The organism is Hyphomicrobium sp. (assembly GCF_051860585.1).
Lineage (GTDB): Bacteria > Pseudomonadota > Alphaproteobacteria > Rhizobiales > Hyphomicrobiaceae > Hyphomicrobium_C.
On sequence record NZ_JBHYDS010000005.1, the window covers coordinates 286,380 to 308,457 of the forward strand.

Annotated in this window: 22 protein-coding genes, 1 tRNA gene and 1 pseudogene; 7 read left to right on the forward strand and 17 right to left on the reverse strand. The window is 64.1% G+C overall.

The genetic code is table 11. The features are described from left to right. The first annotated feature begins 154 nt into the window (after positions 1–154). Positions 155–559, forward strand: coding sequence for a response regulator (locus ACTIFK_RS10565; protein ID WP_439543027.1), 405 nt, complete (start codon positions 155–157; stop codon positions 557–559). Between the two features lie 2 nt (positions 560–561). On the opposite strand, the gene ACTIFK_RS10570 is transcribed toward ACTIFK_RS10565, so the two are convergent. The 4 genes from ACTIFK_RS10570 to petA form a co-directional block, all read right to left on the reverse strand. Beyond that, a complete protein-coding gene (locus ACTIFK_RS10570; protein WP_439543028.1) occupies positions 562–1,446 on the reverse strand; it encodes an S-methyl-5'-thioadenosine phosphorylase in 885 nt (294 codons plus the stop codon). 117 nt (positions 1,447–1,563) lie between these two features. Continuing rightward, complete coding sequence (locus tag ACTIFK_RS10575) at positions 1,564–2,418, reverse strand: cytochrome c1 (protein ID WP_439543029.1); 855 nt, start codon at positions 2,416–2,418, stop codon at positions 1,564–1,566. Between the two features lie 13 nt (positions 2,419–2,431). Further along, on the reverse strand, positions 2,432–3,709 hold the full coding sequence (locus ACTIFK_RS10580) for a cytochrome b (protein WP_439543030.1): 1,278 nt from the start codon (positions 3,707–3,709) through the stop codon (positions 2,432–2,434). Positions 3,710–3,721: 12 nt separating this feature from the next. After that, complete coding sequence (petA, locus tag ACTIFK_RS10585; RefSeq protein ID WP_439543031.1) at positions 3,722–4,294, reverse strand: ubiquinol-cytochrome c reductase iron-sulfur subunit; 573 nt, start codon at positions 4,292–4,294, stop codon at positions 3,722–3,724. Positions 4,295–4,658: 364 nt separating this feature from the next. Here petA and ACTIFK_RS10590 point away from each other — a divergent pair, with 364 nt between their 5' ends. Further along, positions 4,659–5,129, forward strand: coding sequence for a tRNA (cytidine(34)-2'-O)-methyltransferase (locus tag ACTIFK_RS10590; RefSeq protein WP_439543032.1), 471 nt, complete (start codon positions 4,659–4,661; stop codon positions 5,127–5,129). 333 nt (positions 5,130–5,462) lie between these two features. Here ACTIFK_RS10590 and ACTIFK_RS10595 read toward each other — a convergent pair whose 3' ends face one another. The 10 genes and pseudogenes from ACTIFK_RS10595 to ACTIFK_RS10640 all read right to left on the reverse strand — a co-directional run bounded on the left by ACTIFK_RS10595 (position 5,463) and on the right by ACTIFK_RS10640 (position 13,720). After that, positions 5,463–6,011 (reverse strand): hypothetical protein, encoded by a 549-nt coding sequence (locus ACTIFK_RS10595; protein WP_439543033.1) that lies wholly within the window; start codon positions 6,009–6,011, stop codon positions 5,463–5,465. A 152-nt stretch (positions 6,012–6,163) separates the two neighbouring features. Next, a pseudogene (locus tag ACTIFK_RS10600) lies at positions 6,164–6,543 on the reverse strand (cupin domain-containing protein). After that, positions 6,540–8,114 carry an Asp-tRNA(Asn)/Glu-tRNA(Gln) amidotransferase subunit GatB gene (gene gatB / locus ACTIFK_RS10605; protein WP_439543034.1) on the reverse strand — a complete coding sequence of 525 codons (1,575 nt, stop codon included), beginning with the start codon at positions 8,112–8,114 and terminating at the stop codon, positions 6,540–6,542. The pseudogene ACTIFK_RS10600 and the gene gatB overlap by 4 nt, the downstream one beginning before the upstream one ends. A 12-nt stretch (positions 8,115–8,126) precedes the next feature. After that, a complete protein-coding gene (locus ACTIFK_RS10610; protein WP_439543035.1) occupies positions 8,127–8,426 on the reverse strand; it encodes a hypothetical protein in 300 nt (99 codons plus the stop codon). Further along, positions 8,423–8,758 (reverse strand): chorismate mutase, encoded by a 336-nt coding sequence (locus tag ACTIFK_RS10615; protein WP_439543036.1) that lies wholly within the window; start codon positions 8,756–8,758, stop codon positions 8,423–8,425. Before ACTIFK_RS10615 ends, ACTIFK_RS10610 begins: the two co-directional genes overlap by 4 nt. A 1-nt stretch (position 8,759) precedes the next feature. Beyond that, positions 8,760–10,289, reverse strand: a complete 1,530-nt coding sequence (gene gatA / locus ACTIFK_RS10620; protein ID WP_439543037.1) for an Asp-tRNA(Asn)/Glu-tRNA(Gln) amidotransferase subunit GatA — start codon at positions 10,287–10,289, stop codon at positions 8,760–8,762. A 3-nt stretch (positions 10,290–10,292) separates the two neighbouring features. Then, positions 10,293–10,721 (reverse strand): hypothetical protein, encoded by a 429-nt coding sequence (locus ACTIFK_RS10625; protein WP_439543038.1) that lies wholly within the window; start codon positions 10,719–10,721, stop codon positions 10,293–10,295. Continuing rightward, positions 10,721–10,996, reverse strand: coding sequence for a hypothetical protein (locus tag ACTIFK_RS10630; protein ID WP_439543039.1), 276 nt, complete (start codon positions 10,994–10,996; stop codon positions 10,721–10,723). Before ACTIFK_RS10630 ends, ACTIFK_RS10625 begins: the two co-directional genes overlap by 1 nt. 13 nt (positions 10,997–11,009) lie before the next feature. Beyond that, complete coding sequence (gene gatC, locus ACTIFK_RS10635; RefSeq protein ID WP_439543040.1) at positions 11,010–11,297, reverse strand: Asp-tRNA(Asn)/Glu-tRNA(Gln) amidotransferase subunit GatC; 288 nt, start codon at positions 11,295–11,297, stop codon at positions 11,010–11,012. A 131-nt stretch (positions 11,298–11,428) separates the two neighbouring features. Further along, positions 11,429–13,720 (reverse strand): fused MFS/spermidine synthase, encoded by a 2,292-nt coding sequence (locus ACTIFK_RS10640; protein ID WP_439543041.1) that lies wholly within the window; start codon positions 13,718–13,720, stop codon positions 11,429–11,431. 192 nt (positions 13,721–13,912) lie between these two features. On the opposite strand from ACTIFK_RS10640, the gene ruvX reads away from it, so the two are divergent. The 4 genes from ruvX to dprA all read left to right on the forward strand — a co-directional run bounded on the left by ruvX (position 13,913) and on the right by dprA (position 17,429). After that, complete coding sequence (ruvX, locus tag ACTIFK_RS10645; protein WP_439543042.1) at positions 13,913–14,413, forward strand: Holliday junction resolvase RuvX; 501 nt, start codon at positions 13,913–13,915, stop codon at positions 14,411–14,413. Between the two features lie 551 nt (positions 14,414–14,964). After that, complete coding sequence (locus ACTIFK_RS10650) at positions 14,965–15,399, forward strand: MarR family winged helix-turn-helix transcriptional regulator (RefSeq protein ID WP_439543043.1); 435 nt, start codon at positions 14,965–14,967, stop codon at positions 15,397–15,399. A gap of 160 nt (positions 15,400–15,559) precedes the next feature. Then, a complete protein-coding gene (gene plsY, locus ACTIFK_RS10655; protein ID WP_439543044.1) occupies positions 15,560–16,249 on the forward strand; it encodes a glycerol-3-phosphate 1-O-acyltransferase PlsY in 690 nt (229 codons plus the stop codon). After that, complete coding sequence (gene dprA, locus ACTIFK_RS10660; protein WP_439543045.1) at positions 16,236–17,429, forward strand: DNA-processing protein DprA; 1,194 nt, start codon at positions 16,236–16,238, stop codon at positions 17,427–17,429. Before plsY ends, dprA begins: the two co-directional genes overlap by 14 nt. Positions 17,430–17,826: 397 nt before the next feature. Here dprA and ACTIFK_RS10665 read toward each other — a convergent pair whose 3' ends face one another. Then, the gene (locus ACTIFK_RS10665; protein WP_439543046.1) at positions 17,827–19,359 is read right to left on the reverse strand and encodes a putative bifunctional diguanylate cyclase/phosphodiesterase; all 1,533 of its coding nucleotides are present in this window, start codon (positions 19,357–19,359) and stop codon (positions 17,827–17,829) included. Then, positions 19,359–19,901: a heme NO-binding domain-containing protein gene (locus tag ACTIFK_RS10670; RefSeq protein WP_439543047.1), complete on the reverse strand. Its 543-nt coding sequence runs from the start codon at positions 19,899–19,901 to the stop codon at positions 19,359–19,361. Before ACTIFK_RS10670 ends, ACTIFK_RS10665 begins: the two co-directional genes overlap by 1 nt. 239 nt (positions 19,902–20,140) lie before the next feature. Here ACTIFK_RS10670 and ACTIFK_RS10675 point away from each other — a divergent pair, with 239 nt between their 5' ends. Then, positions 20,141–21,616 (forward strand): catalase, encoded by a 1,476-nt coding sequence (locus ACTIFK_RS10675; protein ID WP_439543048.1) that lies wholly within the window; start codon positions 20,141–20,143, stop codon positions 21,614–21,616. Between the two features lie 356 nt (positions 21,617–21,972). Here the strand turns inward: ACTIFK_RS10675 and ACTIFK_RS10680 are convergent. Next, a tRNA-Gly gene (locus ACTIFK_RS10680) sits at positions 21,973–22,045 on the reverse strand. Between the last annotated feature and the right edge of the window lie 33 nt (positions 22,046–22,078).

Consider the following 22,078-nt stretch of genomic DNA (forward strand, 5'->3'; position numbering starts at 1 on the left):
CTCCGGGGCCGTTTTTATTAATTGGCGATTCACTTTGTTTCTCAACGATGGTTCCGGCGCACCCCTGCGCCGGAGGCGGACGTACATTGCGCGGAATTAAAGGAACTCGCCTTCAGAGCCCGCGTTGGATCATCAGGTGAAAATGATGACAGCAATGCAAGTTAGCGACGACAACCATGACACACGCAGTCCGACCATCCTGATCGTCGACGACAACGCGGTTCTGCGGCTGATGCTAGCCCACGAAATCAGCCAAGCCGGCTTCAAGGTTCGCGAAGCCGCGACCGCCGACGAAGCCGAAACCGTCCTGGAGACGGGCGCAACCGTCGATTTGATCGTGACGGATATCGAGATGCCCGGGCATCACGACGGGCTGGCGCTGGCCATGCACGTCCGGTCCCACTACCCGAACACCCCCGTGATCGTTGTGTCGGGCCAGGTGCCCCAGACACGGGCCGCGTCCGTCGCCGACGCCTTTTTCTCAAAGCCCTATGACGTCGGCTCGCTGATCGCGCGCGTCGCGGCGCTGCTGGGCCAGCACCCGCGCGCGGCAACCTAAGTTCACTCGCCGGCCTGGGAGAGCACTCTGCCGGCGACAGCATCCAGTTTCCTCACGAGCGAGGCATCGCGCGCTTCCGGCGCGGTGATCAACGCCACGTCCAGCGCCCGGTCCGATCCGATCGGGCACGCGGGATGCTGGCGCGGGAAGTTGCGCGCCAGGTGCGCGACGAGGCGCTGCGCCTTTTCGGTGTTGTCCTTCATGATGGCGATGATCGAAGCGACGTCCACCGCCGCGTGCTCGTCATGCCAGCAGTCGTAGTCGGTCACCATGGCGACGGTCGCGTAGCAGATCTCGGCTTCGCGCGCGAGTTTGGCCTCCGGCATGTTGGTCATGCCGATGACGTCCATGCCCCAGCTCCGGTACAAATTGCTCTCGGCACGCGTCGAAAACTGCGGGCCTTCCATCACCAGGTACGTGCCGCCGCGGGTATAGACCAGCCCTTCCGCCTGGGCGGCCTTCTCGACCGCGTCGACCAGCAGCGGGCTCACCGGATCGGCGACGGAAACATGCGCCACGAGGCCGGGGCCGAAGAAACTCTTTTCGCGCGCGAACGTGCGATCCACGAATTGGTCGACGAGCACAAAATGGCCCGGCGCCAGATCCTCGCGCAGCGATCCGCAGGCCGAGATCGAAACCAGATCCGTCACGCCCGACCGCTTCAGCGCGTCGATATTGGCGCGGTAGTTGATGGCGGACGGCGGCACGGGATGCCCGCGGCCGTGGCGCGGCAGAAAGCGGATCGGCAGGCCGTCGATTTCGGCGAACAGGATGTCGTCCGAGGGAGCACCCCACGGCGTCATCACCTTTTCCCAACGGGTGTTCTCAAGCCCCGGCAGGTTGTAGAAGCCGCTGCCGCCGATGATGCCGAGGATGGATTGGGTCATGAGGGCTCCAAAAGAAATGGGCAGTGAGACCAGGGTGTTTCCACCTCTTGCCTACTGCCCATGCCTTGAAAAGAGAAGCCCCGCCCTTGAAAAGAGAAATCCGGCGACGCGTTGGGCTCAGTGCGGAATGCTTGCCCAAATCCGGCGCTTGCCGACGTAGAGCAGGCCGGTCGTGACCAAGAGATAGAGCATGACAAGCCAGCCGGTGCTCTTGCGCGTGTTCAACGTCGGATCGGCCGTCCAGGAGAGGAACGCGGCGATATCGCGTGCGTTCTGATCGAAAGAGCCCCAGTCGCCCTGGTACTTGACGAAGTTGTCCGACGCGAGCGGCGGGCCCATTGCGATCTGATGGCCGGGGAAGGCCGCATTGTAATGCATGCCTTCGGCCATGGTCATGCCGGCCGGCTGCTCGCCGTAGCCAGTCAGGAGTGCGTAGATGTAGTCGGCGCCGCCCTCCTGATAGCTGGTCGCGATATCGCGCAGCATGGAGAACGGATGCGCCCACCAGGTGCCTGTGTATTCGACGTTGCGCGCCTTGGCGACGAGCGAGAGATCCGGCGGCAGGGCGCCGTTCTGCGCCGCGCGCGCTTCCTTTTCGTTCTTGAAGGGGCCGAGAATGGGATCGAACGGCTTCGGCTCGCGCTCGAACATCTGTCCGGCGTCATTGGGGCCATCGACGACCTTGTTCGGCCATTCGTGGGCGAGCGTCTTCACGCCCGCCTCCGGGAACGCCGGACCACCGGGCTCGGCGAGGTTGCGGAAGCGAACGCGCTTCAGGCCGTGACAGGCCGAGCAGACGTCCTTGTAGATCTGGAACCCGCGCTGCAGCTGGTCGCGATCGTACTGGCCGGTGAAGCCGCCGAAGCTCCACGTCTGGCGCTCGATGTGAACGCCTTCGCTGGCGTTGGCCGTGGTGGCGGCGCTGGCGACAAGAACCAGCGTGGCCAGGGACTTTTTCAGAGCTCGCATCATCGAAGTCCCCCGCTCAACGCGTCTCTGGAGCTGCCGTCGCGCCAGCCGGCGCGCCGGAGCCGCTCGGCAATACCGAGGCTGATATGGATTTGGGCAGCGCTGTCGGCGTCTCGATAATGCCGAGGATCGGCATGACGAGCAGGAAGTGCGCGAAATAGTAGACCGTGAAGATGCGCGACCAGATCACGTAGGCGCCTTCCGCGGGCTTGGCCCCGAGGTAGCCCAGGCCGACGCTGGCGATGACCAGGAGCCAGAAGGCCCACTTGTAGAGCGGGCGATACTTGGCCGAGCGGACGCGGCTGGTGTCGAGCCAGGGCACGAAGATCAGCACGGCGATGGCCGAGAACATGGCGATCACGCCGCCGAGCTTCGAGGGGATGGCGCGCAGGATGGCGTAGAACGGCAGGAAGTACCATTCAGGCACGATGTGCGGCGGCGTCACGAGGGGGTTCGCCTCGATGTAGTTGTCGGCGTGGCCGAGGTAGTCCGGCAGGAAGAAGACGAACCAGGCGAACAGGATGAGGAAGGCGAACATGCCGACCATGTCCTTGGCGACCGCATACGGAAACATCGGTACGGCGTCGGCCTTGGTCTTGATGTCGAGGCCGGTCGGGTTGTTCTGGCCAGCCACGTGGAGCGCCCAGATGTGCAGCACGACGATGCCGAACAGCACGAAGGGCAGCAGATAGTGAAGGGCGAAGAAGCGGTTGAGAGTGGCGCCCGAGACTGAGTACCCGCCCCACAGCCATTCGACGATGGCGGTGCCGACGCCCGGAATGATCTCGTTCAGCGACGAGAAGAGGTTCGTGATGACGGTGACGCCCCAGAAGCTCATCTGGCCCCAGGGGAGCGCGTAGCCCATGAACGCCGTGGCCATCATGACCAGGAAGATCAGGACGCCGAGAATCCACAGCACCTCGCGCGGCGCCTTGTAGGAGCCATAGTAGAGGCCGCGGAAGATATGGATGTAGACCGCGATGAAGAACATCGAGGCGCCGACGGCGTGCAGGTTGCGCAGCAGCCAGCCGTAGTTCACGTCGCGGCGGATGGCTTCGACCGAGTTAAAGGCTTCGGCCGCGCTCGGCTGATAGTGCATGGCGAGCACGACGCCGGTCACGATCTGGGCGACGAGGCAGAAGGTCAGGATGCCGCCGAACGTCCAGAGATAATTAAGGTTGCGCGGCGTCGGGAAGTCGACGAACTGGCCGTGCATGAGACGCGCGACCGGAAGACGCTCGTCCCACCACTTGGCGAACGACGACTTCGGCGCATAGGTCGAGTTGTGCTCCATCGGTCCCGCCCCTTAGCCGATCTTGATTTTTGTGTCGGAGACGAACTCGTACGGCGGCACCTCGAGGTTCCGCGGCGCGGGGCCCTTCCGAATGCGGCCCGACGTGTCGTAGTGCGAGCCGTGGCACGGGCAGAACCAGCCGCCGAAATCGCCCCTGGCGTCGCCCATCGACTGTCCCTTCGGGATGCAGCCGAGGTGGGTGCAGATGCCAACGAGAATCAGCCAGTTGGCCTTGCCATCCTTGACGCGGTTCTTGTCGAAGGCGGGCGTCGACTCCGGAAGAAGATCGTTGCGCGCCGAATTGTCGGGGAGGTCAGCGGGAGGTGTCGCCTCGGCCTGCTTGATCTCGTCCGCGGTCCGATTGCGGATGAAAATCGGCTTGCCGCGCCACATGGCCGTGATGGCCTGGCCTTCCTTGACGGGAGACAGGTCGAGTTCGACCGAGGCCAAAGCCTGGGCACCTGCGTCCGGGTTCATCTGATCGACGAACGGCCAGAGCGTGGCCGCGGCGCCAACGGCGATGAACGCGTTGCCCGCGATCACAATGAAATCTCGGCGATTTGGCTCTTCGGCTTCGCTTGCCACGTAACCCCTCCAGATTCGAGGATGTTCAACTCTCGCAACGCGACGGTGGGACAAGGACGGTGGGACAAGACAGCGGCGGATCGTTTCCGACTCTTTCTTGAAGCCCCGCAAGGAACCGGATTTATCGCGACGGACGAGACGATGCGCACGCTCTAAAGCAGACTCGAAGCACTAACTGAGCCTCGCTTCGTGCGCAAGTTTCGCGTCCTGTCACGGCGAACCCATCCCCTCGCCTTTGACGGATGCCACACCCGCGTCGTTACATTCGGAACTTGTTCTTGCACCGTTTGGGGGGCCGCTCAAGGCTGCTCCACCCGCACGCCACGGGTCAAAGTGGCGCACACTTCGTTTTGCCAGGAACTTCATGCGGCTCGCACTTTATCAACCCGATATTCCCCAGAACACCGGCACAATCCTGCGCCTCGCCGCGTGCCTCGGCGTGCCTGTCGATCTCATCGGGCCCGCCGGATTCGATTTCAGCGACCGCTCATTCCGGAGGGCTGGACTCGACTATTTGGATCACGTCGAACTGGTCCGTCACGAGAGCTTCGAGACCTTCGAACAGGCTCGCGCCCTTCGCACGCCGCCCGCCCGGCTCGTGCTGCTGACGACGCACGCCGAGACCGCGCATTTCGAGTTCGGATTTTCGGACGGCGACGTGCTGCTGCTCGGGCGCGAGAGCGCGGGCGTTCCCGCGGCAGTCCATGACGTTGCGGATGCGCGCGTGCGGATTCCCGTGCGGGCCGGACTGCGCTCGCTCAACATCGCCGTGGCCGCGGCCATGGTGCTCGGCGAGGCGCTGCGCCAGACGGGAGGGTTTCCGGGTAGGCAGTAGGCCAGTGAAGAGGGCAACAGGCAGCGGGCAGCGGGCAGCGGGCAGCGGTAGGCAGTAGCGTGGCGCGTGGCGAACGCCTCGCTTCCTTCTCCCTTCGGGAGAAGGTGCCGCGGAGCGGCGGATGAGGGGTCTCTCTGCGCTCGAACCGTGTCTCTCACCGCAAGTCCCTCACCTGCCCGTCTCGCCGAAGGGCTCGACGGGCATCCTCTCCCGTCCCGGGAGAGGGAAAGTGAAGCGCGTCGCTGAAGGCAGTAGGCAGTAGGCAGTAGGCAGTAGGCAGTAGGCAGTAGGCAGTAGATTGCCGATTCCCATATCTCCAAGGGAGTCGCGAGGTCAGCCCTTGTTCAGCAACAAAGTGAGGCCGACGAGCGTCTCGCTGAAGAACTGGATCTCCACCATCTGCCGCTTGTCCTTGACGATGATGTCCATGTTCGCCGACAGCGTGGTGCCTTCCGTGCCGCTCACAGTGACGCGATAGCCGCGCGGCGTCACCTCGCCGTCCAGCACGCCGGTGATGTTGTACATCACCTCGGTCCACTCACCTTTGAGCTTGCCGCCAGAGTGGCGCACCGTGCTTTGCACCTCGATCTTGCCGCTGCCGGAGGCGCAGCGGATCGTCTGCTTGAGCTGCTCGCCCTGCCCCTCGATGAAGTAGGTGGCGCGGCATTTCACGTCCTCGGTCTTGCCGTCCTTGAAGCGGAGACGGCCGGCGCCGCCCCACCAGCCGTCAAGATTGGCGAACGGGCCGACGGCTTGCGGGGCCGCATCGACGGCGGGCGCCGCCGTCACGGCGAGCGCGACGACGAGAGCCGCCGCGACCGCGATGCGAGACCGCTTGAGCCATGCCTTGGTGAGTGTGGCCGCTTTCCGTAAGCCGTTCATGAGTACCCCTGGCGTCCGCGCCGATTCTCGACGCCCACGTTGACAATTGAGCTAACGCTTGAAAACGGTGCTCGGGTCCGTGACAGCGATATTTCTCCGCGCATGTGTCGGCGGGGCCGCAGGTTTAGCGAGGCGGGCGAACCGGGCCGCCGTCAGTCGCCGTCAACGGGACGCACGAATGTTTCCGGTGTTCCATCCGCCGGATCGACGAAGATGACGTCCTTTGGGTCGCGCCGAGGCGCATCGACCGACAGGAAGACAAGCGGTTCTTCGATCATCTTCGGCAAGGCATGGACTGTGCCCTTCGTGAAGTAGAGCAACTGGCCCGGTCCGAACTCGGCTTCGGTGCTGACGTCGCATCGCACGTGGCGTGGTCGTGCGGCGGCGTCGGTTTGTAGACGCGGAAGACGCGGGCGCTGGCGTGGGCCGTGTCGGTCAGATAGCGGTCGAGCAGAAGCGTCCCGGCAGTCGGGGGAAACGAGGCTGCGATTTCGGCTATGTCGAAACGCGCCGCCGACTTCGACACGATCAGAGCCCTAGCTTCTTCTTCAGGATCTCGTTGACGGCGGCGGGGTTTGCCTTGCCGCCGGTGTTCTTCATGACCTGCCCGACGAACCAACCGAGCATCGACGGCTTGGCCTTCGCCTGCTCCACCTTGGCCGGATTGGCGGCGATGATTTCGTCGACGGCCTTCTCGATGGCGCCGGTGTCGGTCACCTGCTTCATGCCGCGCTTTTTGACGATGTCGACCGGGTCGCCGCCTTCGGTCCAGACGATCTCGAACAGATCCTTGGCGATCTTGCCAGATATTGTCCCATCCGAGATCATCGAGATAATTTGCGCATTCACGCTCGGCTTTATTGGGCTCAAATCGAGCGTCAAACCTTCCTTATTGAGGCGTCCGAAGTATTCATTAATTATCCAGTTCGCTGCAGGTTTCCGATCTCGAATGATCGCGGTGGCCTCTAGCCGATCGTCCTGTTCTGTGATGTTTGCTTCCGCCTTGATTCCAGTAGCAGCCGCCTCTCGCAGCTTGTCCTCCTCCTTGAGGGTTTCTTCAAAGTCGTCCGCCTTTTCTCGTTCCGCCACCAGCACGTCTGCGTCGTATGCGCTTAGACCGTAGTCGCGCATAAATCGTGCTTTCTTTTCGTCCGGCAACTCCGGAAGGTGCCGTTCAAGATCGTCGACGTAGGCCTGCTCGAACTCGAGCGGCAGCAGGTCGGGATCGGGGAAGTAGCGGTAGTCGTGCGCCTCTTCCTTCGAGCGCATCGAGCGCGTCTCGCCGCGGCCGGGGTCGAACAGGCGCGTTTCCTGGTCGATCTTGCCGCCGTCCTCGATGATGTCGATCTGGCGGCGCGCCTCGACCTCGATGGCCTGGCCGATGAAGCGAATGGAATTGACGTTCTTGATTTCGCAGCGCGTGCCGAGCGCGTCGCCGGGCTTGCGGACCGACACGTTGACGTCCGCACGAAGGTTGCCCTTCTCCATGTCGCCGTCGCAGGTGCCGAGATAGCGCAGGATCGTGCGCAGCTTGGTCACGTAAGCCTGCGCCTCCTTCGACGAGCGCAGGTCGGGCTTCGAGACGATCTCCATCAGGGCGACACCCGAACGGTTGAGATCGACGAACGAAAACTCGGGGCTCTGGTCGTGGATCGACTTGCCGGCGTCCTGCTCGAGATGCAGGCGCTCAATGCCGACGCGCTTGGCATCGCCGTCGCCGTCGACGTCGATCTCGATCTCGCCTTCACCGACGATCGGCTGCTTGTACTGGCTGATCTGATAGCCCTGCGGCAGGTCGGGATAGAAGTAGTTCTTACGATCGAAGACGCTTCTGAGGTTGATCGCGGCCTTGATGCCGAGACCGGTGCGGATCGCCTGCGCCACGCACTCCTTGTTGATGACCGGCAGCATGCCCGGCATGGCGGCGTCGACCAGCGAGACATGGCTGTTCGGCTCGGCGCCGAAGGCCGTCGAAGAGCCGGAGAACAGCTTCGAAGCGGACGCGACCTGGGCGTGGACCTCCAAGCCGATCACGACCTCCCAGTCGCCGGTGGCGCCGGCGATCAGGTTGTTCTTGCCGCTGTTCTTGGCCGTGCTTTGCATCCGTCGGACTTCCTATTGCGCGGTCTTGTTGCGCGAGAACCAATATCCCAGCGCGGCCCAGGCGAGGCCGAAGGCGAAACCGAGCAGCAACAGCGCTGCTTCGCCGCCGATGGCGTGGATCGCGAACAGGCCAAACTGGCCGCCGAGCCAATAGACGATGAACCCTACGAGCGCGGCTGCGAAGGCGGCGACCGGAAGCTTCTGCCACTGATCCGCATGGCGACCCATCAGAAACGCGACCGCGATCACCGCCGGGTTGGCGGCGGCCAGCAGCACCAGCGTGATCGGGTCGAAGGAATTGATCGGGATCATTCGCGGGGTCCGCCGCTGCTCGCTTCCTGCTTGCGCAGCTTCTCTTCCTCGTATTGCACGAACCAGCCGATCATGTTGCGCCATTGGGCGCCGACCATTTCAATCATCTCAGCGGGAAGACCGCGCTGGCGCGCCTGGGTCTTGACCTTGTCGATGACCTGCTGGATGCGCCACGGCACGCTCGCCTCGCTCGGGTCCTTCTTGAGCTGCCAGGCGCGCTCGACGTAGCCGAAGCGCTCCGCGATCAAGTCGACGAGTGCCGCGTCGATGCGGTCGATCTGGTCGCGGACCTGGGTCATGTCCGCGCAATCCCAGGGGCGTTTCGGGTCCATGTCACTTGCCTCCAGGCTTTTTCTTGGCGGACGCCGCGGCCGGGCTCGCTGCCCCAGACCACCAGCGATCGTCGATCGTGAAGCGGCCGGCAGCGTCTTCGATGGCTTGGGCGGCGCGGAACAGCGTCGCTTCGTCGAAGGGCTTGCCGATGAGCTGCAGGCCGAGCGGCGTGCCTTCCGACGAGAGGCCGGCCGGAACGGAGAGACCCGGCAATCCGGCCATGTTGACCGTAACCGTGAAAATGTCCTCAAGGTACATGGCGAGCGGATCGCCGGTCTTTTCGCCGAACGCGAAGGCGGGCGACGGCGTCGTCGGCGTCAGCACCACGTCGACATCGCTCCAGGCGTTATCGAAGTCGCGCTTGATCAAGGTGCGGACCTTCTGGGCCTTGAGATAGTAGGCGTCGTAGTAGCCCGCCGAGAGCACGTAGGTGCCGATCAGGATGCGGCGGCGCACTTCCTTGCCGAAGCCCGCGGCGCGGGTGTTCTCGTAGGTATCGATCACGTCGCGGCCCGGAACGCGCAGGCCGTAGCGCACGCCGTCATAGCGGGCGAGGTTGGACGAGGCTTCGGCTGGGGCGACGATGTAATAGGCCGGCAGCGCGTATTTCGTGTGCGGCAGACTGATGTCGTGGATCGTGGCGCCGGCCGCCTTCAGCCATTCGATGCCCTTCGTCCAGAGCGCGTCGATTTCCTTCGACATGCCCTCGACGCGGTATTCCTTCGGCACGCCAATACGGAGCCCCTTCACGCCCTTCGCGAGCGCGGCCTCGTAGTCGGGAACGGGCGCATCGACGGACGTGGTGTCCTTCGGGTCGTGGCTCGCCATGGAGCCCAGCATGATGGCGGCGTCGCGCACCGTCTTGGCGATCGGACCCGCCTGATCGAGCGAGGACGCGAACGCGGCGATGCCCCAGCGTGAGCAGCGCCCGTACGTGGGCTTGATGCCGACCGTGCCGGTGAGGGCTGCGGGCTGGCGGATCGAGCCGCCGGTGTCTGTTGCCGTGGCGGCGAGGCAGAGGCCGGCCGCGACCGCCGCCGACGAGCCGCCGGAGGAGCCGCCCGGCACGAGCTTGTCCTGCTTGCCATTGCGCCGCCAGGGCGAGACGACGGGTCCGAACGCGCTGGTCTCGTTCGACGAGCCCATGGCGAACTCGTCATTGTTGAGCTTGCCCAGCATGACGGCGCCGGCGTTCCAGAGATTGGCGCCGACGGTCGACTCATACGTGGGGGTGAAGCCGTCGAGGATCTTCGAGCAGGCGGTGGTGCGGATGCCTTCCGTGCAGAAGAGATCCTTGTTGCCGAGCGGAAGCCCTTCCAGGGGACGCGCGTCCCCCTTGGCGATCCGGGCGTCGGCGGCCTTGGCCTGCGCGAGCGCATGGTCGGGTGTGACGAGCACGTAGGCGTTGAGCGACGCGTTGGCGCCGTCAATCGCTGCGAGATGGGCCTGGGTCAGCTCGGTCGCGGAGAACGATTTGGACTTGAGCCCGTCGCGCGCTTCCGCCAGCGTCAGGCGCGTAAGATCAGTCACGATTTACTTTCCCTTATTGGCGTCGCAGCGCGCGTAAACCTCGGGCTGCTCGTCGTTCGTGCCGGAGACCTCGAAGCGGTCCTCTTCGCCTTCCTTGAAGAAGGCGAACAGCTCGGGCTTCATCGACATGCCTTCCGAGCAGATCATCATCGCGGCCCACGACTTGCCGGGCTTGTGCTCAAACACCTTCGTGAAGGCGCAGTCGTGTTCCCAGCCGTGGAAGCCTGTCTCGTCGAGCAGCTCAGGCGCCGTGCCGACGTTGCGCGGTTCGCCGGCCTCAATCTTGCGCAGCTTGGCGCACTGATCGGCGGTGGCGTACTGGCCTGTGAGGAAGGTCGCGCGCTCGCCATCGGCGAGGCTGACCGAGGCCGACACGGCGAGGACGAGTGCGACGAGTGCGGCACGCGCGGAGAGGTTGTGAAATTTCTGCATCAGGTGGACCGGGCTTTCTCGGCTTCTGCGCGCGCCTTGTTGATGTGATAGCTGCGCCGCGAATAAAAGAGACTCACAAGACCAAAGAAAATCGACAGCGGCGCATTGGCCTGCTCGGCAAATTCGCGCGCCTTCAGAAGATAGACAGGTGTCTCGCTCACGCTTTGCGGCGAGAGGGACCGGGCGCCCGTGGCCGCCTCCTCACGCGGCACGGCGAGAACCAGAAGGCCGGTTGCGATCAGCGCGACGGCCAGCAGTGCGAACAACTTGGACATGTCCGGGCCTCCCCTACTCCACCACCTTCGGGACGACGAAATAGTGATCGTCGACCATGGGTGCATTCTTCAAAACCGCGTCGGCGATTTCGCCGTCGTCAACCTTGTCGTCGCGCATCTTGAGGTTCTGGGCGACGACACGCGTCATCGGCTCGACGCCGGCCGTGTCGATCTCGTCGAGCTGCTCGACCCAGTTCAGGATGCCCGAAAGCTCGCCTTCGAGGCTTTTGGCCTCGTCGTCCGTGATCTTGATGCGCGCCAGCCGCGCAATGCGCCGCACGGTAGTTTCGTCAACGTGCATGAGGCCTCTTCAGAGCCGGAGATTGGCGGCTCCCGACGCGCCGCGTGTTTCTCATAGCGGGCTGGCCCCCGCCGTGCAACTCCGCGGCGGATTGGCACCTGTTCAGCGCGGCTGGCGGACCTGTCCGCCGCTCAGTGGCGCTTGCGGTACTGCGACAGGAAGGGGCCAAGGACGTCGGACGCGTCGTCGGTCCACGGCTTGAGTTCGGGGGCCGGCAGATTGCGCGCGCCCGGGAGGGCGCGGAACCGGTCGATGGCTTCCATGCTCGTGCCGAAGACGACGACCGTCGAGCCGGTCACGGAATAGCCGTCGTCCTCGGAGGGATCGACGATGGCCAGGGCGTGGAGGCCGGGGACGGTCGGCACGGTGGCGGCCAACACCTGCTCGAGATCCAGATAGCGGTTCGAGATGTGCAGCACGCCGGCCCCGAGCGGCTTCAGCTTCGAGGCGTACATGCTGAGAGCTTCCGACGTCAGGAGATGCATCGGCACGGCGTCGGAGGAAAACGCATCGACGATCAGGAGGTCGTAGCTTTCGGCGGGCTCCTTCGCGAACGTCAGGCGCGCGTCACCGAGCACGATGTCGGCCTTCGGCTGGCAATTCGACAGGAACGTGAAATTCTTCGACTTGGCGATCTCGACGACCACTGGGTCGATCTCGAAGAAGCGCCATGTCTCGCCGGAGCCCGCATAGCAGGAGAGCGATCCCGCGCCGAGGCCGATGACGCCGAACTTGGGCTCGACGCGCATGGCGGCCGCGATCGAGCTGGTGAGCCGCACCGCCGAGGCCATGGGACCATAGATGTGGTAATAGGTGACCGGCGTCGTGCTCGCGACGTTCCTGCCGTACCGGTCCCGAATGCGCTGCGCGCCATGCAGCGTCGTGCCGTGCTGGAGCACGTTGAACTGCCCGTCGTAGGATTGAATGACGCGGTAGACGCCGAAATAGCTCCGCTGCGCCGTGCCGCGGTGGACGCCCGACGGCAGCAACACGACAACGAGGTACAGCCCCAGCGCGACGACCAGCATGTGCGGCGGGAAGCGCCACAGCGCCAAGGCCGCGACGGCAAAGCCGGCGGCGATGCCCGCCGTCGATCCCCAGCCGCCAAATCCGATCTGGTAGTGCCGCGCAATGTCCGGCGCCCACGCGATCACGGCGGCGGCGAAAACCACGATGGCGGCCAGGAGCACGAGCGAGTTGCGGCTCGCGCCTTTGAGGTTCAAGGCGCCGGGACGGCAGGCGAAGCTCAGCGCCAGCAGCAGCGGGTACTCGAACACCTCGGAGAAGATCTGCGGGGCGATCAACGCCGCGAAGATGCCGCCCAGCACGCCGCCGACCGACATCCACATGTAGAATTCAGTGAGGTGGCGCGCGTCGGGGCGGCTCTCGTAGAGCGTGCGATGCGCGACGAGGGTCGCCGTGACGAACGCGCCGATGCCGAAGCCCGCCGCGTAGAACCACGTCTCCTTTTCGACCTGCGCGAGTTGCAGCAGGGCCATGACCGTTGCGACGGCATGCAGCGCCAGCAGCAGCCGCGGCGGAATGAGGGCGCGCTCGCGAAACACGACCACGAACGTCGCGAGGTAGAGGGCGAGCGGGATGACCCAGATCAGGGGCGCCGACGCGACGTCCGTCGCAACATGGGTGGTAAAGGCGGTCAGCAGCGCCGACGGCACGAACGCCAAGCCCACCCACGACGCGCGCGCGCGCCAATCGGGCTCTGGGCGCGCGGGCACGGCGGCGGCCAGGGCGTCATCCTGCGGACGCGCGGGGCCTGAGCGTCTGACGATCATGAAGCAAGCCGCGAGCGCGCCCATCAATCCGACGAAGCCAATCGTCCAGACCAGCGCCAGCGTCTTGAGCCCGAAGACGGGTTCGAACAAGAAGGGATACCCGAGCAGCGCCAGAAGGCTGCCGAGGTTGGATGCCGCGTAGAGAAAGTAGGGATCGGCGCTCGAGGGCAGTCCGGTGCGCGCGTACCAGGCCTGAATGAGCGGCGCATTCGCCGACACCGCGACGAACGGCAGGCCGATGGCGACCGTGAACAGAGCGAGTTGCCAAAGGTAGGCGTCACCCGGCGGGGGCGATGTCCAGCCGGCGGGAATGGCGATCGGCAACGCCAGCAGCGCGGAGGCGGACACCGCGAGGTGCACGAAGCCGGTCAGGTGAGCGGGAACATAGCGCACCAGCACGTGGGCGTAGGCGTATCCCACAAGAAGCGCACCCTGGAAGAACAGCAGCGCCACGGCCCAGACGGACGGCGCCCCGCCCAGCAATGGCAGCACCATCTTGGCGAACATCGGCTGGACCGAAAACAGCAACACCGCCGAGAGAAAGGTCGTGCCCGTGAAAACCGCGATGCCGGAAGAGCTGCGAACGTCGATGGGCCGTGCGCCGCTAGCGGCCTGCGGGTCTTGAGTCACATATCCTCCTTGGGCCGGGCATCTTGTGCGCCCGCTCCGCCGTGCGCGGGACCATAGACGGTAAGCCGGCGAGTGTCAGGGGTGCCGAGGCAGCCATTTTTCCCTCCGCATCACCACGGTTAACCCCGCTGTTTCGCTTCTCCGTCCGGGCGTCGTATAAGGCCGCATGACCATACCCAAGGCCTTCACTCCATGACCGCTGACCCTTCACCCGCTCAGCGAGGAACGACTTTCATCGACGCCGAGACCTTCTCGAGCCTCATCGGGCCCGGCCGGCTGATCGGCATCGATGCCGGGACGAAGACGATCGGGCTCGCGTTGAGCGACGTGACGCGAACGATCGGTTCCGCGCTCGAAACAATCCGCCGTACGAAGTTCTCGATCGATGCCGCACGGCTGCTCGACCTCGCCCGGGAGCATGCGATCGCCGGCTTCGTGCTCGGGTTTCCGGTCAACCTCGACGGGACCGAGGGCCCACGGGCGCAGGGTACACGTGCGTTCGCGCGCAACGTGAACGCCCTCAGCCCGTTGCCGATCCTGCTTTGGGACGAGCGTCTGACGACGTCGCAAGCGGAGCGCATGCTCATCGAGGCTGACGCGAGCCGAAAGCGGCGCGGTGAAGTGATCGACAAACTCGCCGCGACGCTCATCCTGCAAGGTGCACTCGACCGCATGCGGCGTTTTGCCAACTAAAACGTTCCGGCATCGTTGACGGGCAAGTTCGAGGCGCTTTGCAACCAGCCAGGGAACTCGTTCAGAGTGCACGCGCCGTCAGTCACGAAACATGCGTAAATACGTAAAATTAAAGATCATCCGCGGAACTCGACGCAGCGCGAAGCATTAGACGAATGCTCACGGGAATGGGTCGAGGACTATCGGGATTTACGGTCCGACGAAACAATGTCTGGTTGTTTTGCCTGGCGTGCGTGACCACACGCCACGCAGACAAAATTCGTGAACACTTGTCTTCATGCGCCGCGCCGGTCGAAGCCATATGGTGTCGTTCTCGCTTGAGACAATGGCGCGTACAGCGGCAGGCACAATATCTTTCGTAGCCTTCAAAAAAACTATTCGATCGCGCATAATCAGGGTCGTGAGTTTCGGAAAGCATCTGATCTACACGGCTCAATTGCTCGTTTTGAGGTTTTGTATGCCGGAGCCCCCGCTCCAGCAGGGTTCAATGCCTCTAACGCAGCAGCCATGGAATGGATAAAACAATGAAAAACGATGCTGGAGACGATCGTATGTCGTCAGCGCTGCACTTGCTTCACAGGGCAGGCCAATGCGCGGATGAGATGTTCGCGGTGAGCGTTGGCGAGCTCGGGCTGACGCCGCGTCAGTTCGCCGTCATGAATGCCATCTCGAACAGCGAAGAGCCGAGCCAGACCACGCTTGTCGACCGCACCGGAATCGACCGCTCGACGATGGCCGATATCGTTCGGCGCCTGACTTCGCGCGGCCTCGTGCAGCGCCGCCGGACGCGCCGCGACGCGCGCCGCTACGCCGTACGCCTCACGGACAAGGGCGAAAACGCCCTGCGGATGGCCGAGCCGGCCGCCCGCAACACCGACGAAAAGATCCTTTCGGCGCTCGCGCCCACGCAGCGCGACCTGTTCCTCAAGTCCCTGTCGCGGATTGTGCTCGCGGTCGATCCCGAGTCGCAGCGCAACGGCCGCTAAGCCAAGCGCCGGGCCGTCCGTCGTTCCTCTCTCGCTGGCCCTCATCGGGCCAGCGAGCGGCTTCCGCACAACTCTCCGTTGCCCGACGCCACGAGTGGCACTAGCTTCCGTTTGGCGGGGATCTCCGTTGGCGGGGATTGGGCAATCGGGGTGCATTCACATGGCTGGCGGCTTTTTTGTCATCGGCGGCGCGACGCTCGTGAGCGTCGTTCTGGCGGCTGTCGGCGCCGCAATTCCGGGCGATGCCCTGACCGCTTACGGTGGCGCTGCCGCTCTCGGCTATCTTCTCGGCTCCATCCCGTTCGGCCTCCTGCTCACGCGCCTTTCCGGGCTCGGCGACATCCGCTCGATCGGCTCGGGCAACATCGGCGCGACGAACGTTCTGCGCACCGGCCATAAGGGCCTCGCGGCGCTGACGTTGCTGCTCGATGCGCTGAAGGGCACCGCGGCGGTGCTGATCGGCTATCGCATCGGCGCCGCGTACGGGTATGCCGTCGACGGCGCGGTGATTGCCGGGTTCGCCGCGTTCATCGGACACATTTTCCCGGTCTGGCTCGGCTTCAAGGGCGGCAAGGGCGTCGCCACGTACATCGGCGTCATCGGCGGTCTGGCCTGGCCGGGCGCGCTGATCTTCTGCGGCGTGTGGCTCGCGGCCGCGTACGCGACGCGGTATTCGTCGGCCTCCGCCCTCGCGGCGAGCGTTGCCACACCGGTCGCCCTGCTTGCGCTCGGCCACATCATCGAGGCCATCCTGGCCCTCGCAATGTCGGCGCTGCTGCTTTGGAAGCACAGCGCGAACATCCAGCGGCTGCTCCGCGGCGAGGAGCCGAAAATCGGTGCCAAAGCGTGATCCATCCACACTCTTCACGGCGGCGCCGCTTCCCGTCTGCGCGCTGAACGACAGCGAACGGCTGGCGTGCCTCCGCCTGATCCGCTCGGCGCAGGTCGGTCCTGTCACCTTCCGCGAGTTGATCAATCATTTCGGTGGAGCTGCCGAGGCGCTCCGCGCTCTGCCCACGATGGCACGGCGCTCCGGCCGCCCGTTGCGGATTTGCCCGGAAGCGGACGCGGAGGCCGAGATGGCCGCCGCCCGGCGCGCGGGCGCGACGCTCCTGTTCACGATCGAGCCCGGTTATCCCGCAGCGTTGGCCGCCGTCGACGCGCCACCGCCCATGCTTTACATCAAAGGCCGCGCCGAGCTTCTCGCCCGTCCCGCGGTGGCGATCGTCGGATCGCGTCAGGCTTCGGCCGCGGGCCTCAAGATGGCGCGGATGTTCGGCAGCGCGCTGTCCGAAGCGGGGCTCGTCGTCGTCTCCGGGCTTGCGCGCGGCGTGGACGCAGCCGCGCATGAAGCCAGCCTGCGCGAGGGCACCATCGCCGTGATGGCGGGCGGCGCGGACATCGTCTATCCGCCCGAGCATGCGGCGTTGCATGCCCGCATCGGCGAGGCCGGTTGCCTCGTGACGGAACAGCCTCCGGGCTTCGTGCCGCGTGGAAAGGATTTCCCACGCCGCAATCGCCTGATCTCGGGATTGTCGCTCGGCGTCGTCGTCGTGGAGGCGGCGCGCCGATCGGGAACGCTCGTCACAGCGAGGTTTGCCGCCGAGCAAGGCCGGGAGGTATTCGCGCTCCCGGGGCATCCGCTCGATCCCCGCGCCGAGGGGACGAACCAGCTCCTCAAAGCCGGTGCGACGCTCGTTACGCAGCCCCAAGACGTTCTGGACGCGCTCGAAGCGCAATTGACGCCGCGCGCTTTGCGGGAACACGCGTTGCCGGAACACGCGGCGGCCGGTCCGGCGAGTTGGCCCAACAACGACCGCGCGGTGAGTCCGCCCGTCACGCTTGGACAGCACGACGGCGATCGCGTTCTGGCCGCTCTCGGACCGCATCCCGTCGATATCGACGAATTGGCCCGCGCGACCGCTCTCGGGGCGCGCGAAATGCGTGTTCTGCTGATGGAATTAGATCTTGCGGGTGAAATCACGCGGCACGGCTTTCAGCTCGTATCGCGGTCGCCCGATAAACTGTGAGTCAGCGGCCGTCTTTCGACCTGAAATCGGCTTCGTGATGTGCCAACGCAAGCAACACAGCCAGTACAGTCAAGTCGGTTTTGGCCGCGAGCCCTTTCATCTCAAGCAGCATCTCCGAAATATACTCGGCTGTCTCTTGTTGCGATGGCAAATTCGTGCTGGGAAACTTCAGCTTCGATATATTTTGCACGGCCTCACCTCATGGTTGCCCGACTGCATGAACCCTAATCACTCTCGTGAACGAACATCTGTCCTCAGACTACGTTTACTCTGCTTGGTTGCAAAGTGGTATTTTAGTATACCTTAAATTGTATCGCCTGATCGAGTGCGGGCGCCGCGCAAGCGGGCGTTCTCGACAGGCAAATGTCAGCGGTCACGCCTGGGACGTATGAGGGCGTCAGGCACTGAGGTTCGATGGCATCGGCGCGGCCCGCAAAAGTTGGGCCTCGAACGTCTCGCGGGATACCGGCCTGCCGAACAGGTAGCCTTGAAGCAGGTTGCATCCGGCGCGGCCAAGCCAAAGCGCCTGCGCTTCGGTCTCGACGCCTTCGGCCACCAGCTCGACTCCGAGAGCCCGCGCAATCTCGCCGATCGCGTTGACGATTGCGCGCGCACGCACGTCTGTCGCGACATCCGATATCAATGACCGGTCGAGCTTCAACGTGTGGATCGGCAGCCGCCGCAGATAGCCGATGCTCGAATACCCGCTCCCGAAATCATCGAGGGCGATACGGACACCACGCTGCGTCAGCTCCTCGAGCTGACTGCTGACGGCGTGAAGATCATAGATCAGCGCCTCTTCCGTGATCTCGAGTTGGAGCGCGCCATGAGGAAAGCCGGTCTGCTCGAGCGCCTGGTCGACGTCATCCAGCAGCGATCCACGCTTGAACTGGCCGGGTGAAACGTTGACCGACAGATACTGCAATCGCTGCTGTTCCACCCATGGACGCGCGGCGCGGCAGCTCGCGGTGAGCACGCTGACGAAGAGCTCGCGCATGAGACCGCATTCTTCAAGAACCCGGATGAACTTGGCTGGCGGTTCAATCGACCCGTCGGCCTTGCGCCACCGCGCCAAGACCTCCGCGGCGGCCGTATCGCCGGCATCAACGCTTTGAATAGGCTGAAACCAAGGCTCGATGTCGCCGTTGCGGAGAGCTAATTTGAGAGCGCTTTCAAGCGTCTGCCGCTCGTGTATCTCCACGTTCATGGTTGCGCTGAATGCGGTATAGACGGAGCGGCCAGCAGACTTGGAGCGATAGAGCGCAATGTCCGCGAAGCGCTGCAAATCGATTTGATTGCACGCGTCGTCCGGCACCAGCGCCGAACCGATCGAGCAGGCCACGGGCAAGATCCTGCCGCGAAAGCTGAGAGCCTTCTGGAATTCGGCCATGATGCGCTCGGCGACGCGTTCGACGTCGCACGGAGACTCTATGAAATTGCAGATGACGGCAAACTCATCTCCACCGAGCCGCGCAACGATATCGTGGCCGCGGATGGCTTTCTTGATCAAAGCGGCCGCATGCTGCAGGACGGCGTCGCCAGCGTCATGGCCGACGGTGTCGTTGATCTCCTTGAAGCGATCGAGATCGATGAATAGCAGCGCGAAGCGATGGTTGCCGACACTCCAGCCTTCGATCGCCTCGCTCAGAAGCCGGGCAAAACACATGCGATTGGCCAAGCCGGTCAGCTGATCGCGCTCGGCGAGCCTGACGGCGTTCTCTCGCGCAGCCACCAGCTCCTGCGTGCGCTCCTCGACGCGTTGTTCCAGACCCTCAGCCAAAGCGAGGAGTCGCTGGTTGGCGAAATAGAGTTCTCGCGATTTCTGCTCGAGAAGCTTCTCCGCCTCGTGGCGCGCGGCCCGCTCCCGGTCCACACGCCGCTCCAGCCGCCGGAGCTGCTCATCGTCGCCCTTCTCGCACTTGTCCGTCATTATTGGTGCCTGATCGAAAATCTTACGAAGCTCGCCGCGCCGTCGTCGATCCGCTGGGCGGTGACTGCAACCGGCTCGCGATAGTGCTCCGACGCGGCCTCGATCATTCCCTCGGCGAGCGCGGCCAGCGGCCGGCAGCTTCGATAGTCGAGGTCGAGCCGGTTGCCGGTTCGGGCGTGCGTTTCAAAGGCTGGAAGCTCAGCATCCGGGTAGAGCTTCTTCACCTCGACATGGATTTGATCGTTCACGCTTTCGAGAAAGTCGAACAGGCACTTTTGCGTCTCGAAGAACTGCGGATAGAGGTTCGCGAAGCGGCCGCACAAATGATGGCCGAACCCGTGCAGCAGGTCCGGCATGGGAACCGAGGTCCGCTGCGACAGCGCGCCGACGAGCGCGGCCATGTCCTGGAAGGGATAGGTGCCGACTGCGGTAAAAGCGCCGCCATGTGAAAAGCTGCAATCGTCAATGATGTCGTCGACCATGTCGCTACTTATGGTTGCCTCGACGTAGTCGAGAAACTCCGTAAACACGATACCCTTCATCGCCAATGTCCCCGTACCGACGACTAAACACTGGCAATTAAACGTTATTTTTTCATTTATACGCCGACGGCGGATTGTTTCCGGATTCTGCACGCGGAGATTGCCAGATCGGGGATAATTTCCCGCAATTCACGCGCTCGATCATAAGCGTTTCCTATCGGACCTATCCGGCAATATGAGTTGTGCTTATCGACCCACCGGGGTACTCGTCTGGAAACTCTCTAAAGAGGCGGATGGACATGACGAAGACAACGCTCACAACGACCAACGGCGCGCCGGTCGCCGACAACCAGAACTCGCTGTCTGCCGGACCGCGCGGACCCTTGCTGCTGCAGGATTTCCATCTTCTGGAGAAGCTCGCGCACCAGAACCGCGAGCGCATCCCCGAGCGCACCGTGCATGCCAAGGGCTGGGGCGCCTACGGCACCTTCAAGGTGACGCACGACATCACGCGGTATTCGACGGCGTCGATCTTCTCCAAGGTCGGCAAGGAGACGCCGCTGATCCTTCGCTTCTCGACCGTCGCGGGCGAGATGGGCGCGGCCGACGCCGAGCGCGACGTGCGCGGCTTCGCGATCAAGTTCTATACGGACGAAGGCAACTGGGATCTCGTCGGCAACAATACGCCCGTGTTCTTCGTGCGTGATCCGCTCAAGTTCCCCGATTTCATCCACACCCAGAAGCGCCATCCGAAGACCAACATGCGCTCGCCGACGGCGATGTGGGATTTCTGGTCGCTGTCGCCGGAGAGCCTGCATCAGGTGACGATCCTGATGTCGGATCGCGGCCTGCCGACGGACGTCCGCCATGTCGACGGCTTCGGCTCGCACACGTTCTCGTTCATCAACGCCGAGGGCGTGCGCCACTGGGTGAAGTTCCACTTCAAGACCCAGCAGGGCCACAAGCATTGGACGAACGCGGAAGCGGCCGAGGTTGTCGGGCGGACGCGCGAATCCACGCAGGAAGACCTGTTCGGCGCCCTCGAAGCTGGCAACTTTCCGCGCTGGACCATGTACGTCCAGGTGATGACCGAGGAGCAGGCGAAGCACACGAGCTACAATCCCTTCGATCTGACGAAGGTCTGGCCGCACGGCGAGTTCCCGCTGATCGAAGTCGGCGTGCTGGAGCTGAACCGCAACCCGGACAACTATTTCGCCGAGATCGAGCAGCTCGCGCTGGCGCCGAAGAACATCGTTCCCGGCATCGGCTTCTCGCCCGACAAGATGCTGCAGGCACGCATCTTCGCCTATGCCGACGCGCACCGCTACCGCCTGGGCACGCACTACGAGCACCTGCCGGTCAACGCGCCGAAGTGCCCCGTGCACCACTATCACAAGGACGGCGCAATGCGCTTTTTCCAGAACGATACCGGCAACGCCAACGCCTACTACGAGCCGAATTCGTTCGAAGGCCCGGCTGAGGACAAGCGCTTCGCGGAGCCCGCGCTGGCCCTCGACGGCGCAGCCGACCGCTACAATCATCGCGACGGCAACGACGACTACACGCAGCCGGGCAACCTCTTCCGCCTGATGACGGCCGTGCAGCAGGGTCGCCTGATGGACAACATCGCGGCCGCCATGCAGGGCGTACCGGTCGAAATCGTCAAGCGTCAGGTCGGCCACTTCTACAAGGCCGATCCGAAATACGGCCTCGGAGTCGCCGAGCGCATGGGCCTCTCCAAGGCCGATCTGCCGGCGGCACTCGCCGCCGAATAAGCGCAAGCCTTCGACACGCAATCGCCAGGGCCGTTCCGATCTTCGTCACGCGACGGAGACCGGGCGCCCTGGTTTTCTTTTTCGGCGTTGGCAGGTCCTCCAGCCTACGCGACGCAAGGGCGCGCGCCCGCACGTTCCCTTTCGTCCCCAAATCTGATATGCTGCAGGCATCATCAGGATCGGGCTCCATGCATTCCGTCGCTGTCAGAGTTGCTGACGGAGACGAAAGCGGCGGGAGTGATTGCTCGCCGCCAGGACGGCCGCCCCGAGGTGATCACGCACTAGCCTGGGGTGGGGCTGCTGACCGGGTTTTTTTATGCCTGCACCGTCGCGCGTGGCGCTTCGGATGCCCACCCTGCAGCCGCGCCGGATTCGAACTGACGATCTCTCAGGTGGTGCCTGAGTGCTCTACCGTTGAGCTACGGCCGCGCGTGCCGGTACTCCGGGTCTGTCCGGTCCGGT

What these genes read in the sequence shown, in the direction of transcription:
- ACTIFK_RS10665 (WP_439543046.1), bottom strand. Translation starts at nt 19,359, where the DNA reads ATGACGGACAAGTGCGAGAAGGGCGACGATGAGCAGCTCCGGCGGCTG.
- ACTIFK_RS10565 (WP_439543027.1), top strand. Translation starts at nt 155, where the DNA reads ATGCAAGTTAGCGACGACAACCATGACACACGCAGTCCGACCATCCTG.
- gatC (WP_439543040.1), bottom strand. Translation starts at nt 11,297, where the DNA reads ATGCACGTTGACGAAACTACCGTGCGGCGCATTGCGCGGCTGGCGCGC.
- ACTIFK_RS10575 (WP_439543029.1), bottom strand. Translation starts at nt 2,418, where the DNA reads ATGATGCGAGCTCTGAAAAAGTCCCTGGCCACGCTGGTTCTTGTCGCC.
- plsY (WP_439543044.1), top strand. Translation starts at nt 15,560, where the DNA reads ATGGCTGGCGGCTTTTTTGTCATCGGCGGCGCGACGCTCGTGAGCGTC.
- ACTIFK_RS10615 (WP_439543036.1), bottom strand. Translation starts at nt 8,758, where the DNA reads ATGGACCCGAAACGCCCCTGGGATTGCGCGGACATGACCCAGGTCCGC.
- ACTIFK_RS10650 (WP_439543043.1), top strand. Translation starts at nt 14,965, where the DNA reads ATGTCGTCAGCGCTGCACTTGCTTCACAGGGCAGGCCAATGCGCGGAT.
- ACTIFK_RS10670 (WP_439543047.1), bottom strand. Translation starts at nt 19,901, where the DNA reads ATGAAGGGTATCGTGTTTACGGAGTTTCTCGACTACGTCGAGGCAACC.
- ACTIFK_RS10570 (WP_439543028.1), bottom strand. Translation starts at nt 1,446, where the DNA reads ATGACCCAATCCATCCTCGGCATCATCGGCGGCAGCGGCTTCTACAAC.
- ACTIFK_RS10610 (WP_439543035.1), bottom strand. Translation starts at nt 8,426, where the DNA reads ATGATCCCGATCAATTCCTTCGACCCGATCACGCTGGTGCTGCTGGCC.
- ACTIFK_RS10625 (WP_439543038.1), bottom strand. Translation starts at nt 10,721, where the DNA reads ATGCAGAAATTTCACAACCTCTCCGCGCGTGCCGCACTCGTCGCACTC.
- gatB (WP_439543034.1), bottom strand. Translation starts at nt 8,114, where the DNA reads ATGCAAAGCACGGCCAAGAACAGCGGCAAGAACAACCTGATCGCCGGC.
- ACTIFK_RS10595 (WP_439543033.1), bottom strand. Translation starts at nt 6,011, where the DNA reads ATGAACGGCTTACGGAAAGCGGCCACACTCACCAAGGCATGGCTCAAG.
- ACTIFK_RS10630 (WP_439543039.1), bottom strand. Translation starts at nt 10,996, where the DNA reads ATGTCCAAGTTGTTCGCACTGCTGGCCGTCGCGCTGATCGCAACCGGC.
- ACTIFK_RS10590 (WP_439543032.1), top strand. Translation starts at nt 4,659, where the DNA reads ATGCGGCTCGCACTTTATCAACCCGATATTCCCCAGAACACCGGCACA.
- ACTIFK_RS10675 (WP_439543048.1), top strand. Translation starts at nt 20,141, where the DNA reads ATGACGAAGACAACGCTCACAACGACCAACGGCGCGCCGGTCGCCGAC.
- ACTIFK_RS10580 (WP_439543030.1), bottom strand. Translation starts at nt 3,709, where the DNA reads ATGGAGCACAACTCGACCTATGCGCCGAAGTCGTCGTTCGCCAAGTGG.
- ruvX (WP_439543042.1), top strand. Translation starts at nt 13,913, where the DNA reads ATGACCGCTGACCCTTCACCCGCTCAGCGAGGAACGACTTTCATCGAC.